We start from the raw sequence: 15,651 nt of genomic DNA, 5'->3' as shown, positions 1-15,651 counted from the left end.
GCGGGACATGAGCGAGAAAACGACTCCCTCGCGTCGGGCCCTCATCGGCTGGGGCGGGGCCGGGCTCGCGCTCGGGGCCGCCGCGGCCGGGGGCACGGTGGCGATGACCCGGACCGGTGACGACATGGACCCGGCGGCCGCCGAGGCCGGGGGCGCGGTCGAGTTCCACGGCGCCCACCAGGCCGGCATCGCAACTCCCGTCCAGGACCGGCTGCACTTCGCCGCGTTCGACGTGAAGACCGACGACCGCGCCGAGTTCGGGCGGCTGCTGAAGGACTGGACGGCCGCGGCCCGGCGGATGACCGCGGGCAAGGCGGTCGGCGAGGGCGCGTACGGCGGGCTCGCCGAGGCGCCCCCGGACGACACCGGCGAGGCCCTCGGGCTCAAGCCGTCCCGGCTGACGCTGACCATCGGCTTCGGGCCGTCCCTCTTCGAGAAGTTCGGGCTGACCGGGAAACGACCGGCCGCGCTCGTCGATCTGCCGAAGTTCCCCGGCGACAATCTCGACCGGTCCCGTACCGGTGGCGATCTGTGCATCCAGGCCTGCGCGGACGATCCGCAGGTCGCCGTGCACGCCATCCGCAACCTCGCCCGCATCGGCTTCGGCAAGGTCGCCATCCACTGGTCCCAACTCGGCTTCGGGAAGACCTCGTCGACCACTCCGGACGCCCAGACCCCGCGCAATCTCATGGGGTTCAAGGACGGCACCCGCAACATCGCGGGCACCGAGACCGACCGGCTGAAGAAGTTCGTGTGGGCGGGAGAGGGGGACGGATCCGACTGGATGACCGGGGGGTCGTATCTCGTCGCCCGGCGCATCCGCATGAACATCGAGACCTGGGACCGGACTTCGCTCCAGGAGCAGGAGGACGTGTTCGGGCGGGACAAGGGCGAGGGTGCCCCCGTCGGGAAGGCGAAGGAGCACGACGAGCCGTTCCTGAAGGCCATGAAGCCCGACGCCCATGTGCGCCTCGCGCACCCGGACTCCAACGGCGGGATCACCATCCTGCGCCGGGGCTACTCCTTCACGGACGGCACCGACGGGCTCGGACGGCTCGACGCCGGGCTGTTCTTCCTGGCCTACATGCGGGACGTGCGCAAGGGGTTCATCCCGCTGCAGCGCAGGCTGTCCGCGTCCGACGCGCTCAACGAGTACATCCAGCACGTGGGTTCGGCCGTCTTCGCCGTCCCGCCCGGCGTCCGGGACGAGGACGACTGGTGGGGCCGGACACTGCTGAGCGAGGAGGCGTAAACCGTGTTCTCCAACTATCTGATCGGCCTGCGCGAAGGCCTTGAGGCGTCGCTCGTCGTCTGCATCCTCATCGCCTATCTGGTCAAGACCGGGCGCACGGACGCCCTGAAGCCGATCTGGATCGGTATCGGCGTGGCGGTGCTGATCGCCATGGGCTTCGGGTGCGCGCTCGAATTCGGCTCCCAGGAACTGACGTTCCAGGCGCAGGAGGCGCTCGGCGGGTCGCTGTCCATCCTGGCCGTGGGCCTGGTGACCTGGATGGTGTTCTGGATGCGGCGCACCGCCCGGCACCTGAAGTCGGAACTGCACGGCAAGCTGGACGCGGCCCTCGCGATGGGCACCGGCGCGCTGGTCGCCACCGCGTTCCTCGCCGTCGGCCGCGAGGGGCTGGAGACCGCGCTGTTCGTGTGGGCGTCCGTGCACGCGGCCAGCGACGGCACCCCGCGCCCGCTGATCGGCGTGGCGCTGGGCCTCGCCACCGCGGTGTTCCTCGGCTGGCTGTTCTACCGCGGCGCCCTGCGGATCAACCTCGCGAAGTTCTTCACCTGGACCGGCGGCATGCTGGTGGTGGTCGCGGCGGGCGTGCTGGCGTACGGCTTCCACGACCTCCAGGAGGCCGACTGGATCCCGGGGCTGACGAACCAGGCCTTCGACATCAGCGACACGATCCCGCCGGACAGCTGGTACGGCACCCTGCTGAAGGGCGTCTTCAACTTCCAGCCGGACCCGACCGTGTTCCAGGTCACGGTGTGGCTGCTGTACCTGGTCCCGACGCTCGTACTCTTCTTCGCCCCGGTAGGGTTCGCCTCCGGGAAGGGGAAGGTGAAGGCACCTGATGACGCACCTGACGACCAGGGATCGCGGCCCTCGAAGGCTCCGCAGGCGTGACCGGAACGCACTCATGGCGGTCTCGCTGACCGCCCTGTCGATGACGGCGAGCGGATGCGTGGTGGTGCACGGGGAGCGCGAGGTGCTCCCCGCCACCACCCGCGCCGAGGCCGCCAAGGCGCTCAAGCAGTTCACGGACGCGTACAACAAGGCCGACAAGGCCTACGACGGCTCCCTGGACGCGGACTACACGACCGGCGCCCTCGCCGACATCGACTCCGCGCGCCTGAAGGCGGGGCACGCCAACAGCCCGGGCGGCAACTCCGGCCACACGGACCTGGAGTTCGACGACGCGAAGTTCACCATCCCGAAGAAGGCCGGCTGGCCGCGCTGGTTCGTCGCCGACGCGCACGGCAACATCGGCGGGACCGAACGCTGGGTGCTGGTCTTCACCCGCAACAGCCTCTCCGAGCCGTTCCAGGTGGCGTATCTGACGCTGGTCGCGCCGGACGCCGTACCGAAGTTCAAGACCGACAAGGCCGGCTGGGCCGAGGCCGTGCCGGCGAACAGCGCCCAACTCGCCGTCGTACCCGGCGACTTGAGCCTGAAGTACGTCGACTACCTGAAGAGCGGCGGTACGGACTTCGCGGACGGCGCGCACACCAGCGGCTGGCGCGCGGACCGCAAGAAGTCGACCAAGCCGGGCCTGGCGACCCAGTACATCGACGAGCCGCTCACCAACGGCGACTACGCGCCGCTCGCGCTGCGCACCGCCGACGGCGGGGCGATGGTGTTCTTCACCACCCGCTACTACGCCAAGCAGACCGCGGCGGCCGGCACCGCCGTGCCGACGCCCAACAAGGACGTCCAGGCCCTCACCAAGGGCGAGATCAAGCAGTCGCTGACCATGCAGTTCGTCTCGAACCAGGTCGCACTGGACCCGGCGGGCACGGGCAAGGTCTCGATCCTGGGCCGCATCCAGGGGATGACGTCCGCGGAGGGGTCGTAGCCAGTTCTGAGGTTCGGCAGGGCCCCGACAGGGGCGCGGGGAACTGCGCGACCAGCCACGACGGCGCCGCAGACGATCCACGGCGCTCGCGGCCCCGCGGCGGAGCCGCACATCGGCACAGCCGGCGGAGCGCTCAGCGCCCGAGCGGCCAGGCGGCAGCCACCTCGTCGGGTTCCTCGCCGGCGTGCCGTGCGCAGGCGTCGGTGAGGGTCTCCAGGAGGGTCAGCGGGTCGGGCAGCGCGTGCTCCGGGCCGCGTACCCAGTGCACCCGGCGGTCGTCGTCCCCGGGCAGCCGGGCGGGCGGGACCAGGACGTACGACCCGCGGCAGTGCCAGCGCAGGCCCGGGTGCTCGTCCATGGTCTCGGGGCGGCAGTCCAGTTCGCACGGCCACCACTCGTCCTCGTCCTCGGGGGTGCCGCGGGTGAGGGTGAAGAAGAGCATCCGGCCGTCGTCGCTCCCGGCGACGGGACCGACCTCGACGCCGTTGGCGAGCAGCCGCTCCAGCGCCTGCCGGCCGGCCTCCAGGGGCACGTCGAGGACGTCGTGGGTCATCCCGGTCGCGGTGATGAAGTTGGCCTGCGGCTGGTGCCGGGCCCAGCGCTCGATCTGCGCGTGGTCGGTGGTGGACTGCGTCTGCCAGGCGAAGGACACCGGGTGCCGGGCGGGGGTGGGACAGCCGACGCGGTCGCAGGAGCAGCCGTAGCCGGGGGCCGGGTGCGCGGCGGGGGCCAGCGGGAGGCCCGCTCCGGCGGCGGCGAGCAGCAGGGCCTCACGGCCGCCGTCGTCGATGGCGGCGGTCTCCTTCGAGCGCCGTCCGAGGAGCCACTGGGAGAGTCTGCCCTGTCGGCCGCTCCGGCCGCCGAACGTCGCGCTCATCTATCGCCTCGCCTCCCTGTGGTGCGGACAGCATGCCTTATGGTCCCATCTGGGTGCGAAGCGGGGGGTACGGGGGTGGTGCGGGGTGGTGCCGGGGTGGTGTCACCTCGGCGGCCAGGCGTCGCCCCAGTCCGCGTCCCGCGCCGCCCTGTACAGGTCGCCGTGTCGCTTCGTGACCGTCGTCCGGCGCAGCTGCTCGTCGGCCTCGCACAGGTCGAGCAGCACCTGTCCCTTGCGGATCTGGGGCCGCCGGACCACCCGGGCGGGCGCCGGGGTGACCGGCAGGCGGGTCGCGGCCACGTAGCTGAACTTCTCGTCCTCGTAGGCCAGTGAGCCGCCCTTGACCTGGCGGTGCAGGGAGGAGCGGCTGACCCGGGCCGAGAAGTGGCACCAGTCCGCGCCGGGGACGATCGGGCAGCCGGCGCTGTGCGGGCAGGGGGCCGCGATGCGGAAGCCGGCGGCGGTCAGCCGGTCGCGGGCCTCGATGATGCGGGCGTAGCCGGCCGGTGTGCCGGCCTCGACGATCACGACCGCCCGGGCGGCGGCCGCGGCGGTGTCGACGAGGGTCGCCCGGTCGGCCTCGTCGAGTTCGTTGAGGACGTACGACACCGTGACGAGATCAGTGCTCTCGATGGTGAGCGCCGCTCCGATCCGAGAGCGCTGCCACACCGCGTCGCGCAGCTCCGGGTTGGCCGCGGCGATCTCCCGGCCGAGGGCCAGCGCCGGTTCGGCCCAGTCGAGGACCGTCACCGGCCGCACCCCGGCCCAGGTGTCGGTCACCGCCCAGGTCGCCGCGCCCGTCCCGCCTCCGACGTCCACATGGCTCCCCGGCACCCACCCCTCCGGCACCACGTCGGCAAACGCCGCCAGCGCGGACCGTACCGCCTCGAAGGTCGCCGGCATCCGGTAGGCCGCGTACGCCACCACGTCCGCCCGGTCCCGCAGGATCGGCGCGTCGGTCGGGGTGGCACCCCGGTAGTTGGCGATCAGCCGCTGCACGGCTCCGGCGGCCTGCTTGGGCGGGAGTCCGTCGAGGAGGCGGTCGAGGGTGGCGCGAAGCTGTTCGGCCGGGGACACGGAGCCGGGGGCTGCGGGGTGGTTCACCCGGCGATTGTATGGACAGCTCTGGCGAGGCGGGTCGCCGCGGCCGCCCGGGGTGCGCTGTCGCCTGGCCGCCGCCGCGGATGCACGGTGTTGGCCAGCAGCACGAGGAACGTGTCCGTCGCCCGGTCCAGCACCAGGCTCGTCCCCGTGAACCCGGTGTGGCCCGCCGCGCCCCGTCCCGCGAGCTCGCCCATGAACCACCGCTGGTCCACCAGGAACCCCAGGCCGGGCGGGCCCAGCAGCAGGTCCACGAAGTCGGGGCCGAGGATGCGCGCCGGGCCGTACGCGCCGCCCGCGAGCAGCGCCCGGCAGAAGATCGCCAGGTCGCCCGCGGTGGAGAAGAGTCCGGCGTGCCCGGCGACGCCGCCCAGCGCCCAGGCGTTCTCGTCGTGCACGACCCCCCGCAGCATCCCGCGGTCCGCCTTGGCCCACGGCCGCCGCTGGTCCTCCGTCGCCGCCGCGCCGGGGCAGGGGCCGAAGTCGGTGGCGGTCATGCCGAGCGGGCGGGTGATGCCCTCGCGGACGAGGACGTCGAGGGTGCGGCCGGTGATCCGCTCCAGGACGTACTGGAGGAGGAGCATGTTCAGGTCCGAGTAGCGGTACGCGCCGGGTGCGCTGCTCGGTGCCTCGGCGCGCAGCAGTTCCAGCCGGGCCGTGTCGTCGGGGCAGTCGTGGAGCGGGAGTTCGGGGCGCAGGCCCGAGGTGTGGGTGAGCAGCTGGCGGACGGTGATGCCGTGGGCGGCGGCCGCGTGGAAGTCGGGGAGGTAGGCGCCGACGCGGGCGTCGATGCCCAGGGTGCCGCGTTCCAGCTGCTGCACGGCGGCCACCGCGGTGAAGAGCTTGGTGAGGGACGCCAGGTCGAAGGGGGTGCCGACGGTCATCGGGACCCGGGCGGCGGGCAGCAGTTCGACACCGGCGTCGGCCTCGGGGTCGTACGCGGAATAGCGCACGGCCCAGCCGGCCGCCTCCTGCACGGCGATCACGGGCCCGCGCCCGGCGACCACGACGACCCCGGCCGACCATGGCCGCTCACCGGTGGTGAGGTCGCGCACGTCGCGGACGAGGTGCCTGAGTTCCGCGGGGTCGAGCCCGGCCCGTTCCGGTGTCTCGACGCGCAGTCTCGGTACGCTCAGTGCTCCGCTCCCTCCGTCCCCGCACGTGTGTTCCCACGTGCTGCCCAGGGACGGCACATTCCCACGAAGCAGGCCAGCGCCACCAGTGTCCCCGCCAGTTGGACGATTGCCATGGGCACGGCGGTTCTCTCCCCGGCGACCCCGACCAGCGGCGAGGCGACCGCGCCGACCAGGAACGAGGAGGTGCCGAGCAGCGCGGACGCGGAACCGGCGGAGTGCCGGGTGCGCAGCAGGGCGAGGGACTGGGCGTTGGGGAGGGTGAAGCCCATCGCGGACATCAGCACGAAGAGGGCGGCGGCGACGGGGGCGAGTCCGACCGGGCCGAGGGCGCCGGTCGCCATCAGCAGCAGCGCGGTCGCGGCGAGAACGGTCACCACCAGGCCCGCGCCCAGCACCTTGTCCAGACTGACCCGGCCGACCAGCACCTTGCCGTTGACCTGCCCGGTGATCACCAGGCCGACCGAGTTGAGGCCGAAGAGCAGGCTGAAGGTCTGCGGAGAGGCGCCGTAGATCAATTGAATGACGTACGGGGACGCGGATATGTAGGCGAAGAGGGCCGCGAAGGCGAACCCGCCCGCGAGCATGTAGCCCGTGAACGGGAGGTCGGCGAGCAGGGCGCGCATCGCGCGTACGGCACCGGCCGCTCCCCCGCCGTGCCGGTCGGCGACCGGCAGGGTCTCCGGCAACTTCGCCCAGACCAGCGCGGCGAGCACCGCGCCGACGACGGTGAGGACGACGAAGACGCCCCGCCAGTCCGTCACCCGCAGGATCTGCCCGCCGATCAGCGGGGCGACGATCGGGGCGGCCCCGGAGACCAGCATCAGGGTGGAGAAGAAACGGGCCATGGCGACCCCGTCGTAGAGGTCGCGTACGACGGCTCGCGCGATGACGATGCCGGCCGCGCCCGCGAGTCCCTGGACGAGACGGAAGGCGACCAGGGTCCCGACGTCCGGGGCGAGGGCGCACAGGGCGGTGGCGACGACGTAGACGGCGAGGCCGGTCAGCAGCGGGCGGCGGCGGCCCCAGCGGTCGCTCATCGGGCCGACGACCAGCTGGCCCAGGGCCATTCCGGCGAGGCAGGCGGTGAGGGTGAGCTGGACGGTCGCGGCGGGGGCGTGCAGGGAGCGGGTGACCTCCGGCAGGGAGGGGAGGTACATGTCCATCGCCAGCGGGGGCGTCGCGGTGAGACCGCCGAGGATCAGGACGAGGAGGAGACCGGTGCGGCGGGCGGCGGGGGTGGCGGTGACGGTGGCTGCGGGGGATCCATGGGGTGCGGCGGTGTCCTGTGTGTCCGATGTCGGCGGCGCCGGCTGCTCGGGCATTGCCCCTCGCTCTCCGTGTGTCTCGTGCTCGCTGATTCCCTTGCTTGGTGAACCCCGATGTCCGCCACCTATGCTCTCAGCTCGTAGACACTGCCTGGAAACACATGAGCGAGGGTGGGGCGGCCGGGATGGCGGAGCAGAGCGTGCGGTGGGGGATCCTGGCGACGGGCGGGATCGCGGCCGCCTTCGCGGCGGACCTCGTGGATCTTCCGGACGCGGAGATCGCGGCGGTGGCCTCGCGGTCGGCGGAGTCGGCCGAGGCGTTCGCGGAGCGGTTCGGGATCGGCCGGGCGTACGGCGACTGGGAGTCGCTGGCCCGGGACGAGGACATCGATGTCGTGTACGTCGCCACTCCGCACTCGGCGCACCGGGCGGCCGCCGGGCTGTGCCTGGAGGCGGGGCGGAACGTGCTGTGCGAGAAGGCGTTCACGATCAACAGCCGTGAGGCCGAGGAACTCGTCGCGCTGGCGAAGGAGCACGACCGCTTCCTGATGGAGGCGATGTGGACGTACTGCAACCCGCTGGTGCGGCGGCTGACGGCGCTGGTCGCGGACGGGGCGATCGGGGAGATACGGACCGTGCAGGCGGACTTCGGGCTGGAGGGCCCGTTCCCGCCGGCGCACCGGCTGCGGGACCCGGCGCTGGGCGGGGGCGCGCTTCTCGACCTGGGCGTGTACCCGGTGTCGCCTCGGTGAACCGGACGGGATGTCGGCGCGAGCGGTGCTCTCGGAGGAGGGCGTCGATCTCCAGACGGGTGCACTGCTCTCCTGGGAGAGCGGCGCTCTCGCCATGGTGCACTGCTCCATCGTCGGCGGTACCGGCACCACCGCCTCGATCACCGGCTCGCAGGGCCGGATCGACATCCCGGACGGCTTCTTCCACCCCGAGCACTTCGTCCTGCACCGCGACGGCCGCGACCCGGAGGAGTTCGCCATGAACCCGGCCGACGGCCCGCGCACCACCCTGCGCCACGAGGCCCGGGAGGTCATGCGGGCGCTGCGGGCCGGGGAGACCGAGTCCCCCCTCGTCCCGCTCGACGGCACCCTCGCGGTCATGCGCACCCTGGACACACTCCGGGAGCAGATCGGCGTGCGGTACGCCGGGGAGGCGTAAAACACCCCGTCAGCGAAGCGCCCCGTAAGGGGCGCGGGGCTGTTTCTGATATGCGGCTCCGCCGCGTGGGCGCGACCAGCCACAACGCAGCCGCAGCCAACCGACAACGCAACCCGGCGCCGCCCAACACAGCGCCTACGCTGCGCCCATGAACCCCAAACAACCAAAGATCGCGGTCGTCACCGGCGCCGGCTCCGGCATCGGCCGCGCCGTCGCCGTGGAACTGCTGCGCGCCGGCTGGTCGGTGGCCCTGGCCGGCCGCCGCCCGGCCACGCTGGAAGCGACCGCCGCGCTGGCACCCGAGGGCGCCTCCGTCGCCGTACGCACGGACGTGTCGGAACCGGATGACGTCGACGCGCTGTTCACGGCGGCCGTGGAGCGGTTCGGGCGGGTGGACCTGCTGTTCAACAACGCGGGCACCTTCGGCCCCGGCGGGGTGCCGGTCGAGGACCTCCCCTACGACGCCTGGCGGCACGTCGTGGACACCAACCTCAACGGGGCGTTCCTGTGCGCGCAGGCGGCGTTCCGGCAGATGAAGGAGCAGGAGCCGCAGGGCGGGCGGATCATCAACAACGGCTCCATCTCGGCGCACACGCCCCGCCCGCGCTCCGTCGCCTACACCGCGACCAAGCACGCGCTGACGGGGCTCACCAAGTCGCTGTCCCTGGACGGGCGGCCGTACGGCATCGCGGTCGGGCAGATCGACATCGGCAACGCGGCCACCGACATGACGGCCCGGATGGAGACCGGTGCGCTCCAGGCGAACGGGGAGATCGCCCCGGAACCCGTGATGGACGTCGCCGATGTGGCGCGGACCGTGCGGCACATGGCCGAGCTGCCGTCGGCGGCGAACGTGCAGTTCGCGACGGTCCTGGCGACGGCGATGCCGTACGTGGGCCGGGGCTGAACCGCCGTTCAGTCCGGATCTCCACAACCTACACAAGCGGAATATGAACGTCCGCGGTATTGCGGCCGGTAAGAAGCCTATGCTCAACTCTCCTACACCAGACCTTCACACTTGAGGCTTTGGGATTCCGCCGACCACACCGAGGGGGGAGGCGGCAGCCGTTCCACCGGACCGGGTGGGGGTGGGCCCGTGCGGGACCGCGGGTACACACCGGTGGGTGGGGCGGCTGCCGCGTGCACGCGAGCCGAGCCGCGTACGTCAACTCCCTTGCGGGTCCCCCGAGTCGGACTCAACAGCGGCGCCACTGCCGGTATCGGCACCGGTATCGGCACCGGCGACAGCCGTTCGCCGCCGCCGCTTGCGCAGCGCCCACGCCCCCGCGCCGCCCAGCAGCGCGAGCGTCCCCGCCCCGCCCTCCGCGAGCCGCCACGGTGACGGGCGGGACGATCCCGAAGCCGCCGCCGACGTCCCGGACGCCCCCGCGGCCCCCTTCGAGGGCGACGGGCTCGCGCTCGCCCCGCCCTCGCTCAGCGGATCGACCAGCGCCCCCACCGACTGCGCCGAACTCCCCTTCCCGAAGCCCCAGTCGAGCAGCGCCGCGGTCTCCTCGTACACGGCGTTGGTGCCGGGGGCCGGGTGCATCACGGTGACCAGCAGGGTGCGGCCGCCCCGGGTGGCGCCACCGGTGAAGGTGTTGCCGGCGTTGCTGGTGTAGCCGTTCTTGACGCCGAACAGGCCCTTGTAGACGTCGAGGCCCCAGGCGCCGGTGAGCAGGCGGTCGGTGTTCTGGATCTGGAAGGTCTTCTTGCCGCCCGCCGGGAAGTTCGCGGTCCTCGTCCCGCAGTAGCCCCGGAACGCGTCGTCCTTGAGCCCATGGCGGGCGAAGAGGGTCAGGTCGTACGCCGACGACAGCTGGCCCTTGTGGTCGAAGCCGTCCGGGCTGACCACATGGGTGTCGAGGGCCTGCAGGTCGACCGCCTTGGCCTGCATCTCGGCGACGGTCTTCGCGATCCCGCCGTTCATGTGGGAGAGGACGTGCACGGCGTCGTTGCCGGAGCGCAGGAAGACGCCCTGCCACAGCTGCTCGACGGTGTAGGTGATGCCGGGCTTTATGCCGACCAGGCTGGAGCCTGACGGGACGTCGGAGATGTCGGAGTCCTTGACCTTGTAGCGCCCGCTGCGCTCGAACTTCTTCAGCACGGTGTCCGCGAACAGCATCTTCAGGGTGGACGCGGGCGGCAGGCGCCGGTGCGCGTTGTACGAGGCGAGCACCTCTCCGCTGTCGCAGTCGGCCAGCAGCCAGGCCCGGGCGGTGATCTTCTTGGGCAGGCCGGTGGCGCCGCGTACCTGTATGCCGCCGCCGGCCAGGCGCTCGCCGCCTATGACGGTGGTCGCGGATGCGGGGGTGGCCGTGTACACGGGCAGAGCGGCGGCCGTCAGTCCGAGGGCGGCACGCCGGGTCAGCCGAGAGGAATCGCGCATCCCGGGACCGTACACCGCATCCAACAGCACTTTCCTTGGAGGGCCCCCTCCCCGAGATAGGAATTTGCTGTCTTATGAAAGTTTGATAAGAGTGCGCGTTTTCTCAGCTCTGACACATCTTTTACTCAGTGCGCCTCAAAGGTTTCTCCCTAGCTTGAGCCAGCGCCCACAGCGGGCGCCAAGAACCTGCGAGGAACGGGATGTTTGGCATCTATCTCAAGCGCGAGCTGGGCCGCAGAAAGAAGGCGGCCCTGGTCATCGCACTGGGTCTGGCGCTCGGAATCGCGCTGGTCATCACGGTCAGCTCGGTGTCGGCCGGCATGTCCAAGGCGCAGGACAAGGTCCTTCAGTCGCTCTACGGCCTCGGCACCGACATGACGGTGACCAAGGCGCAGTCGGCCCCCACCTCGGGCAGTTCGGGCGGCCCGAGCTTCAAGTTCGGCGCCAAGTCCAGCAGCAGCACCAAGCAGAGTTCGGACCGGGTGATGACTCAGGGCGGTCAGGCCCTGAAGTCCTCCCTGGTCACCAAGGTCGCCGGCCAGAAGGGCGTGGAGAGCGCGGTCGGAGCGCTCTCCCTCAACGTCACCAAGGTCGACGGTTCCTTCACGCAGGGCAAGGCGAAGACCACCACCGGCAGCAGCAGCAACAGCAGCAGTGGCAGCAGCGGTGGCCAGGGGCAGCCGGGCGGCACCAGCGGCAGCAGCAGCTCGGGCGGCCAGCCGCAGGTCCAGGGCGGCGGCGCCAACTTCAACGTCAACAGCTACTCGGTCGTCGGCGTCGACGTCGCCCACCAGGGCCTCGGCCCGCTGGCGTCGATGAAGGTCACCTCGGGCAAGACGTTCACCTCGGCGCAGACCAGCGCCAAGGTCGCGCTGGTCAGCAAGTCGTACGCCAAGTCGAAGAAGTACAAGGTCGGCTCGACCTTCAAGATCTCCGGCACCAAGTTCACGGTCATCGGCATCGCCACGCCGGACAGCAGCGAGTCCGACACCGACCTCTTCATCCCGCTGAAGCTGGCGCAGTCGCTGGGCGACGCGAAGAACGAGGTCACCACGATCTACGTCAAGGCGACCGACTCCAAGCAGATCTCCACGGTGAAGAAGGAGATCCAGTCGAACATCTCCGGTACGACGGTCACCACCTCCGCCGACCTGGCGTCCACCGTCTCCGGTTCGCTCTCCACCGCTTCCAGCCTGGCGACCAGCGTCGGCAAGTGGCTGTCCATCGCGGTCCTCGCGGCGGCCTTCCTGGTGGCGGCCCTGCTGACCTCCTCCGCGGTGTCCCGCCGGGTGCGTGAGTTCGGCACCCTGAAGGCCCTCGGCTGGCCCTCGCGGAACGTGACCCGGCAGGTCGTCGGCGAGTCCATGGTCAACGGTCTGATCGGCGGCGCCCTCGGTATCGCCCTCGGCGTCGGCGCGGCCTACGCGGTCACCGCGATCAGCCCGAAGCTCACGGCCCAGCTGGGCTCCACCGGCGGCGGTGGCGGCATGGGCGGCGGCCCGGGCGGCGGCGGCCCCGGCCAGCAGTCCACCCAGAACACCCTGGAGATCGCGCTGACCGCGCCCGTCTCCCTCACCACCATCGCCCTCGCGGTCGGCCTCGCGGTCGCCGGCGGTCTGATCGCCGGCGCGATGGGCGGCTGGCGCGCCTCCCGGATGCGCCCGGCCGACGCCCTGCGCAGCGTCTCGTAGCACCCTCGCCCCTCCCCAGACCGGGGCGCCGCCTCCGTTCCCCCCGGGACGCGGCGCCCCGCCCCCCTTACCACCTGCGGCCTTACCACCCTGTGGAGAACCCATGTACAGACTCACCGGTGTCACCAAGCGCTACACGCGGGGCAAGGAGACGATCGAGGCGCTGCGCGGCATCGACCTGACCATCGAGGACGGCGACCAGCTCGTCATCCAGGGCCCCACCGGCGGCGGCAAGTCGACCCTGCTCCAGATGATCGGCGGCCTGGACCGCCCGACCGAGGGCAGTGTCGAACTGGACGGCGAGGACCTCGCCCGGATCAGCGAGACCAAGCTGACCCGGCTGCGCGCCGAGAAGATCGGCATCATCTTCCAGGCGTTCAACCTCATCCCGACGCTGACCGCGCAGGAGAACGTCGAGACGGCCCTCGTGCCCCTGGGCGTGAAGCCGGCCGAGCGCCGCGAGCGTGCGGCGGAGGCCCTGCGCTCGGTGGGTCTGGGCGAGCGCCTCGGGCACGCCCCCTCCGAACTCTCCGGCGGCCAGCAGCAGCGCGTCGCGATCGCCCGCGCCCTGGTGAAGAAGCCGAAGGTCCTCCTCGCCGACGAACCGACCGGCAACCTCGACGAGGGCACCCGCGACGACATCATGGCCCTCCTCGAAGGCCTGTGGCACGAGTACGGGCTGACCTTCATCATGGTCACCCACGACTCCTCCATCGCCCGCCGCGCCCCGCGCCTGGCCACCATCAAGGCCGGCCAGATCACCCTCACCGAGCAGGGCGGCGGACAGCGGTTCGCGCAGCAGGCGGCGGGACACGGCCAGCAGCCGTATGTGCAGCAGCAGTACGGCGGCGGCAGCGGTCAGGGCTACTGACCACTGACCCTTGTCGGTGCGGGGCCGCTCAGCGCCCGAGGAGTTGGTCGATCTCGGCCAACTGCTCGGCGCCGAGCGGCCCTTTCGCGATCGCGCCGGCGTTCTCCTCGGCCTGGGTGACGGACCGGAACCCGGGAATGGGGACCGTGCGCGGGCTGCGCGCCCAGATCCAGGCGAGGGCGCCCTGCGCGAGAGTACGGCCGCCGCTGGTCAGGACCTCACGCAGCGCGTCGATCCGCTCGACCCACTCGGGGTCGGCCCCGTCCCCGTCCCCGAACCCGGGCAGCCAGGCCGGCGGCCTGCTGCGGATGTCCCCGGCGGTGGCCTTCTCCCGCCGCCCTCCGAGCAACCCCATGGCGAGCGGACTGCGGTTGATGCTCGCGAGGTCCGACTGCTCGCAGGTTTGGATGAGTCGAGGCGAATCCTGGAGCACGTTCAGGGTGTGCTGCACGGCCGTACAGTGCGGCCCTTCCGCGAAGACGGCGGCGCGGGCGGGGTCGTCGGTGCTCCAGCCGTACGCGCGGACGAGCCCCTCCTCGACCAGTTCCTCGCAGACGTCCCGGAGTTCGGCGGCGCGGACCGGGTCGGCGTCGGAGATGTGCAGCTGGTAGAGGTCGACGTGGTCGGTGCCGAGGCGGCGGAGCGAGGCGGTGAGAGCACGCCGGACGTGCCCCGGCGAGTCGTCGCGCCCGACGAGCGTACGGCTCTCCTCGTCGAAGACGTTGCCCCACTTGGTGGCGACGACCACGTCGTCGCGCCGCTTGCCGAGGGCGCGGCCGAGGATGCGTTCGCTGTGTCCGGTGCCGTAGGTGTCGGCGGTGTCGAAGAAGGTGACGCCGAGATCGAGGGCGCGCCGGACGGCCCGTACGGACTCCTCGTCGTCGACCTTCCCCCAGCCGAGCGGCTGCCCGCTCGCGTCCTGCCACTCACCGCCGATGGCCCAGCAGCCGAAGCCGAGCGCGCTGACGCGGATGCCGGAACGTCCCAGGGTCCTGGTGGTGCTGTCCGTTTCCATGTCTGAGAAGACTAGGAGTTGAAGCGCACACGAGGACAAGGAGACTTACTAGGCCTGGCCGGTCTCGAAGCGCGAGATCCGTCCGTCGTCCTCGATGACGAACGACCACCGGGTGCGCATCTCGCCCCAGGTGTCGTTGCGGTAGCGGGCGACGAGGGCGCGGCCGCCGGAGGTCTCGTTCTCTACGTCCATGTGACCGTTGGAGGTGAAGATCTCGCGGTCGATCCAGTCGGCGAGGTCGCGGTCGGCGCCGTCGTCCGACATGGTCGCGCCGGGCGCGAGAAGGTGCATGAAGCCCTCGCGGTCATGGGCGTTGACGGCGGTGACGAAGGCCCGGACGGCCGGGTCGCTGAGCTTGGCTGTCTTGATCGTCATACCGGCCAGCCTCACACCGGGGCCGGGGGCCCGCCACCCGAACGGCTGTGAGGACGGGCCACCCGGGTGGGGCTGGTGCGACGGTGGAGACCCGACCTCAATCGCCGCGCTGCCCGAGGAGCCACCGTGACCTGCTACGACCGACGTGATGTGGGCCTGCTGCTGCTCCGGCTGGGTACGGGGGGCGTGCTGGCGGCACACGGTGCGCAGAAGCTGCTCGGCTGGTTCGGCGGGGGCGGGATCGAGGGCACGGGCCAGTTCATGGAGTCGGTGGGCTACGCACCGGGCAGGCAGAGCGCGATGGCGGCGGGCCTGGCGGAGGCGGGCGGCGGAACGCTCCTCGCCCTGGGCCTGGCGACCCCCGCCGCCGGCGCCGCGGCGGCCGGCGCGATGGCGGGCGCGGCAGCGATCCTCCTGCCCAACGGCTTCTTCGCCCAGGAGGGCGGCTACGAGTACGCGGCGACCCTGGGCCTGGCCGCGGCGGGCCTCGCCGTCTCGGGCCCCGGCCGGCTCTCCCTGGACCACGCACTCGGCCATGTCTTCGACCGGGGCTGGATGGTCCCGGTGGCGCTGGGCGTGACGGCGGCGGTGACGTCAGCGGTGATCGGGGCACGGAACTGCCGGGTGCGGCGGACCGGCCAGGGCGAGCAGGAGGCACTGTTCGAGGAGTGA

Annotated in this window: 14 protein-coding genes and 1 pseudogene; 8 read left to right on the top strand and 7 right to left on the bottom strand. The window is 71.8% G+C overall.

Going from position 1 to position 15,651, the window contains the following annotated elements; genetic code table 11:
• Nucleotides 1-7: 7 nt before the first annotated feature.
• From efeB to AB0D85_RS04830, 3 genes are read left to right on the top strand one after another with little or no spacing between them, the layout of a single operon-like run.
• On the top strand, nucleotides 8-1,252 hold the full coding sequence (gene efeB / locus AB0D85_RS04840; protein ID WP_362313623.1) for an iron uptake transporter deferrochelatase/peroxidase subunit: 1,245 nt from the start codon (nucleotides 8-10) through the stop codon (nucleotides 1,250-1,252).
• A 3-nt stretch (nucleotides 1,253-1,255) separates the two neighbouring features.
• Nucleotides 1,256-2,140: an iron uptake transporter permease EfeU gene (efeU, locus tag AB0D85_RS04835; RefSeq protein ID WP_362313620.1), complete on the top strand. Its 885-nt coding sequence runs from the start codon at nucleotides 1,256-1,258 to the stop codon at nucleotides 2,138-2,140.
• A gap of 13 nt (nucleotides 2,141-2,153) precedes the next feature.
• Complete coding sequence (locus AB0D85_RS04830; RefSeq protein ID WP_362313617.1) at nucleotides 2,154-3,089, top strand: hypothetical protein; 936 nt, start codon at nucleotides 2,154-2,156, stop codon at nucleotides 3,087-3,089.
• Nucleotides 3,090-3,222: 133 nt separating this feature from the next.
• Here AB0D85_RS04830 and AB0D85_RS04825 read toward each other — a convergent pair whose 3' ends face one another.
• From AB0D85_RS04825 to AB0D85_RS04810, 4 genes are all read right to left on the bottom strand, one after another.
• Nucleotides 3,223-3,966, bottom strand: a complete 744-nt coding sequence (locus AB0D85_RS04825) for a bifunctional DNA primase/polymerase (protein ID WP_362313614.1) — start codon at nucleotides 3,964-3,966, stop codon at nucleotides 3,223-3,225.
• A gap of 102 nt (nucleotides 3,967-4,068) precedes the next feature.
• On the bottom strand, nucleotides 4,069-5,070 hold the full coding sequence (locus AB0D85_RS04820) for a small ribosomal subunit Rsm22 family protein (RefSeq protein WP_362313611.1): 1,002 nt from the start codon (nucleotides 5,068-5,070) through the stop codon (nucleotides 4,069-4,071).
• Nucleotides 5,067-6,260 carry a serine hydrolase domain-containing protein gene (locus tag AB0D85_RS04815; RefSeq protein WP_362313608.1) on the bottom strand — a complete coding sequence of 398 codons (1,194 nt, stop codon included), beginning with the start codon at nucleotides 6,258-6,260 and terminating at the stop codon, nucleotides 5,067-5,069. The genes AB0D85_RS04820 and AB0D85_RS04815 overlap by 4 nt, the downstream gene beginning before the upstream one ends.
• Nucleotides 6,200-7,525, bottom strand: coding sequence for a multidrug effflux MFS transporter (locus AB0D85_RS04810; protein WP_362313605.1), 1,326 nt, complete (start codon nucleotides 7,523-7,525; stop codon nucleotides 6,200-6,202). Before AB0D85_RS04810 ends, AB0D85_RS04815 begins: the two co-directional genes overlap by 61 nt.
• Before the next feature lie 128 nt (nucleotides 7,526-7,653).
• Between AB0D85_RS04810 and AB0D85_RS04805 the strand changes: the two are divergent.
• Nucleotides 7,654-8,638: pseudogene (locus AB0D85_RS04805) on the top strand (Gfo/Idh/MocA family oxidoreductase).
• A gap of 148 nt (nucleotides 8,639-8,786) precedes the next feature.
• Nucleotides 8,787-9,545 carry an SDR family oxidoreductase gene (locus AB0D85_RS04800; protein ID WP_362313602.1) on the top strand — a complete coding sequence of 253 codons (759 nt, stop codon included), beginning with the start codon at nucleotides 8,787-8,789 and terminating at the stop codon, nucleotides 9,543-9,545.
• A 258-nt stretch (nucleotides 9,546-9,803) separates the two neighbouring features.
• Here the strand turns inward: AB0D85_RS04800 and AB0D85_RS04795 are convergent, their stop codons facing one another.
• Nucleotides 9,804-11,027: a serine hydrolase gene (locus tag AB0D85_RS04795; RefSeq protein ID WP_362313599.1), complete on the bottom strand. Its 1,224-nt coding sequence runs from the start codon at nucleotides 11,025-11,027 to the stop codon at nucleotides 9,804-9,806.
• A 200-nt stretch (nucleotides 11,028-11,227) separates the two neighbouring features.
• On the opposite strand from AB0D85_RS04795, the gene AB0D85_RS04790 reads away from it, so the two are divergent.
• On the top strand, nucleotides 11,228-12,718 hold the full coding sequence (locus AB0D85_RS04790) for an ABC transporter permease (RefSeq protein WP_362313596.1): 1,491 nt from the start codon (nucleotides 11,228-11,230) through the stop codon (nucleotides 12,716-12,718).
• A gap of 103 nt (nucleotides 12,719-12,821) precedes the next feature.
• Entirely contained in the window at nucleotides 12,822-13,589 is a 768-nt protein-coding gene (locus AB0D85_RS04785; protein WP_362313593.1) for an ABC transporter ATP-binding protein, read from the top strand.
• A 28-nt stretch (nucleotides 13,590-13,617) separates the two neighbouring features.
• Here AB0D85_RS04785 and AB0D85_RS04780 read toward each other — a convergent pair whose 3' ends face one another.
• Nucleotides 13,618-14,604 carry an aldo/keto reductase gene (locus AB0D85_RS04780; RefSeq protein ID WP_362313590.1) on the bottom strand — a complete coding sequence of 329 codons (987 nt, stop codon included), beginning with the start codon at nucleotides 14,602-14,604 and terminating at the stop codon, nucleotides 13,618-13,620.
• 48 nt (nucleotides 14,605-14,652) lie between these two features.
• A complete protein-coding gene (locus tag AB0D85_RS04775; RefSeq protein WP_362313587.1) occupies nucleotides 14,653-14,979 on the bottom strand; it encodes a nuclear transport factor 2 family protein in 327 nt (108 codons plus the stop codon).
• Between the two features lie 126 nt (nucleotides 14,980-15,105).
• On the opposite strand from AB0D85_RS04775, the gene AB0D85_RS04770 reads away from it, so the two are divergent.
• The gene (locus tag AB0D85_RS04770) at nucleotides 15,106-15,651 is read left to right on the top strand and encodes a DoxX family membrane protein (RefSeq protein ID WP_362313584.1); all 546 of its coding nucleotides are present in this window, start codon (nucleotides 15,106-15,108) and stop codon (nucleotides 15,649-15,651) included.

Origin of the sequence: Streptomyces sp. NPDC048277 (assembly GCF_040652235.1) — a bacterium.
Classification (GTDB): domain Bacteria; phylum Actinomycetota; class Actinomycetes; order Streptomycetales; family Streptomycetaceae; genus Streptomyces.
The sequence above is the reverse complement of the archived record's forward strand: the minus strand, read 5'-3'. Positions and strand labels throughout refer to the sequence as shown.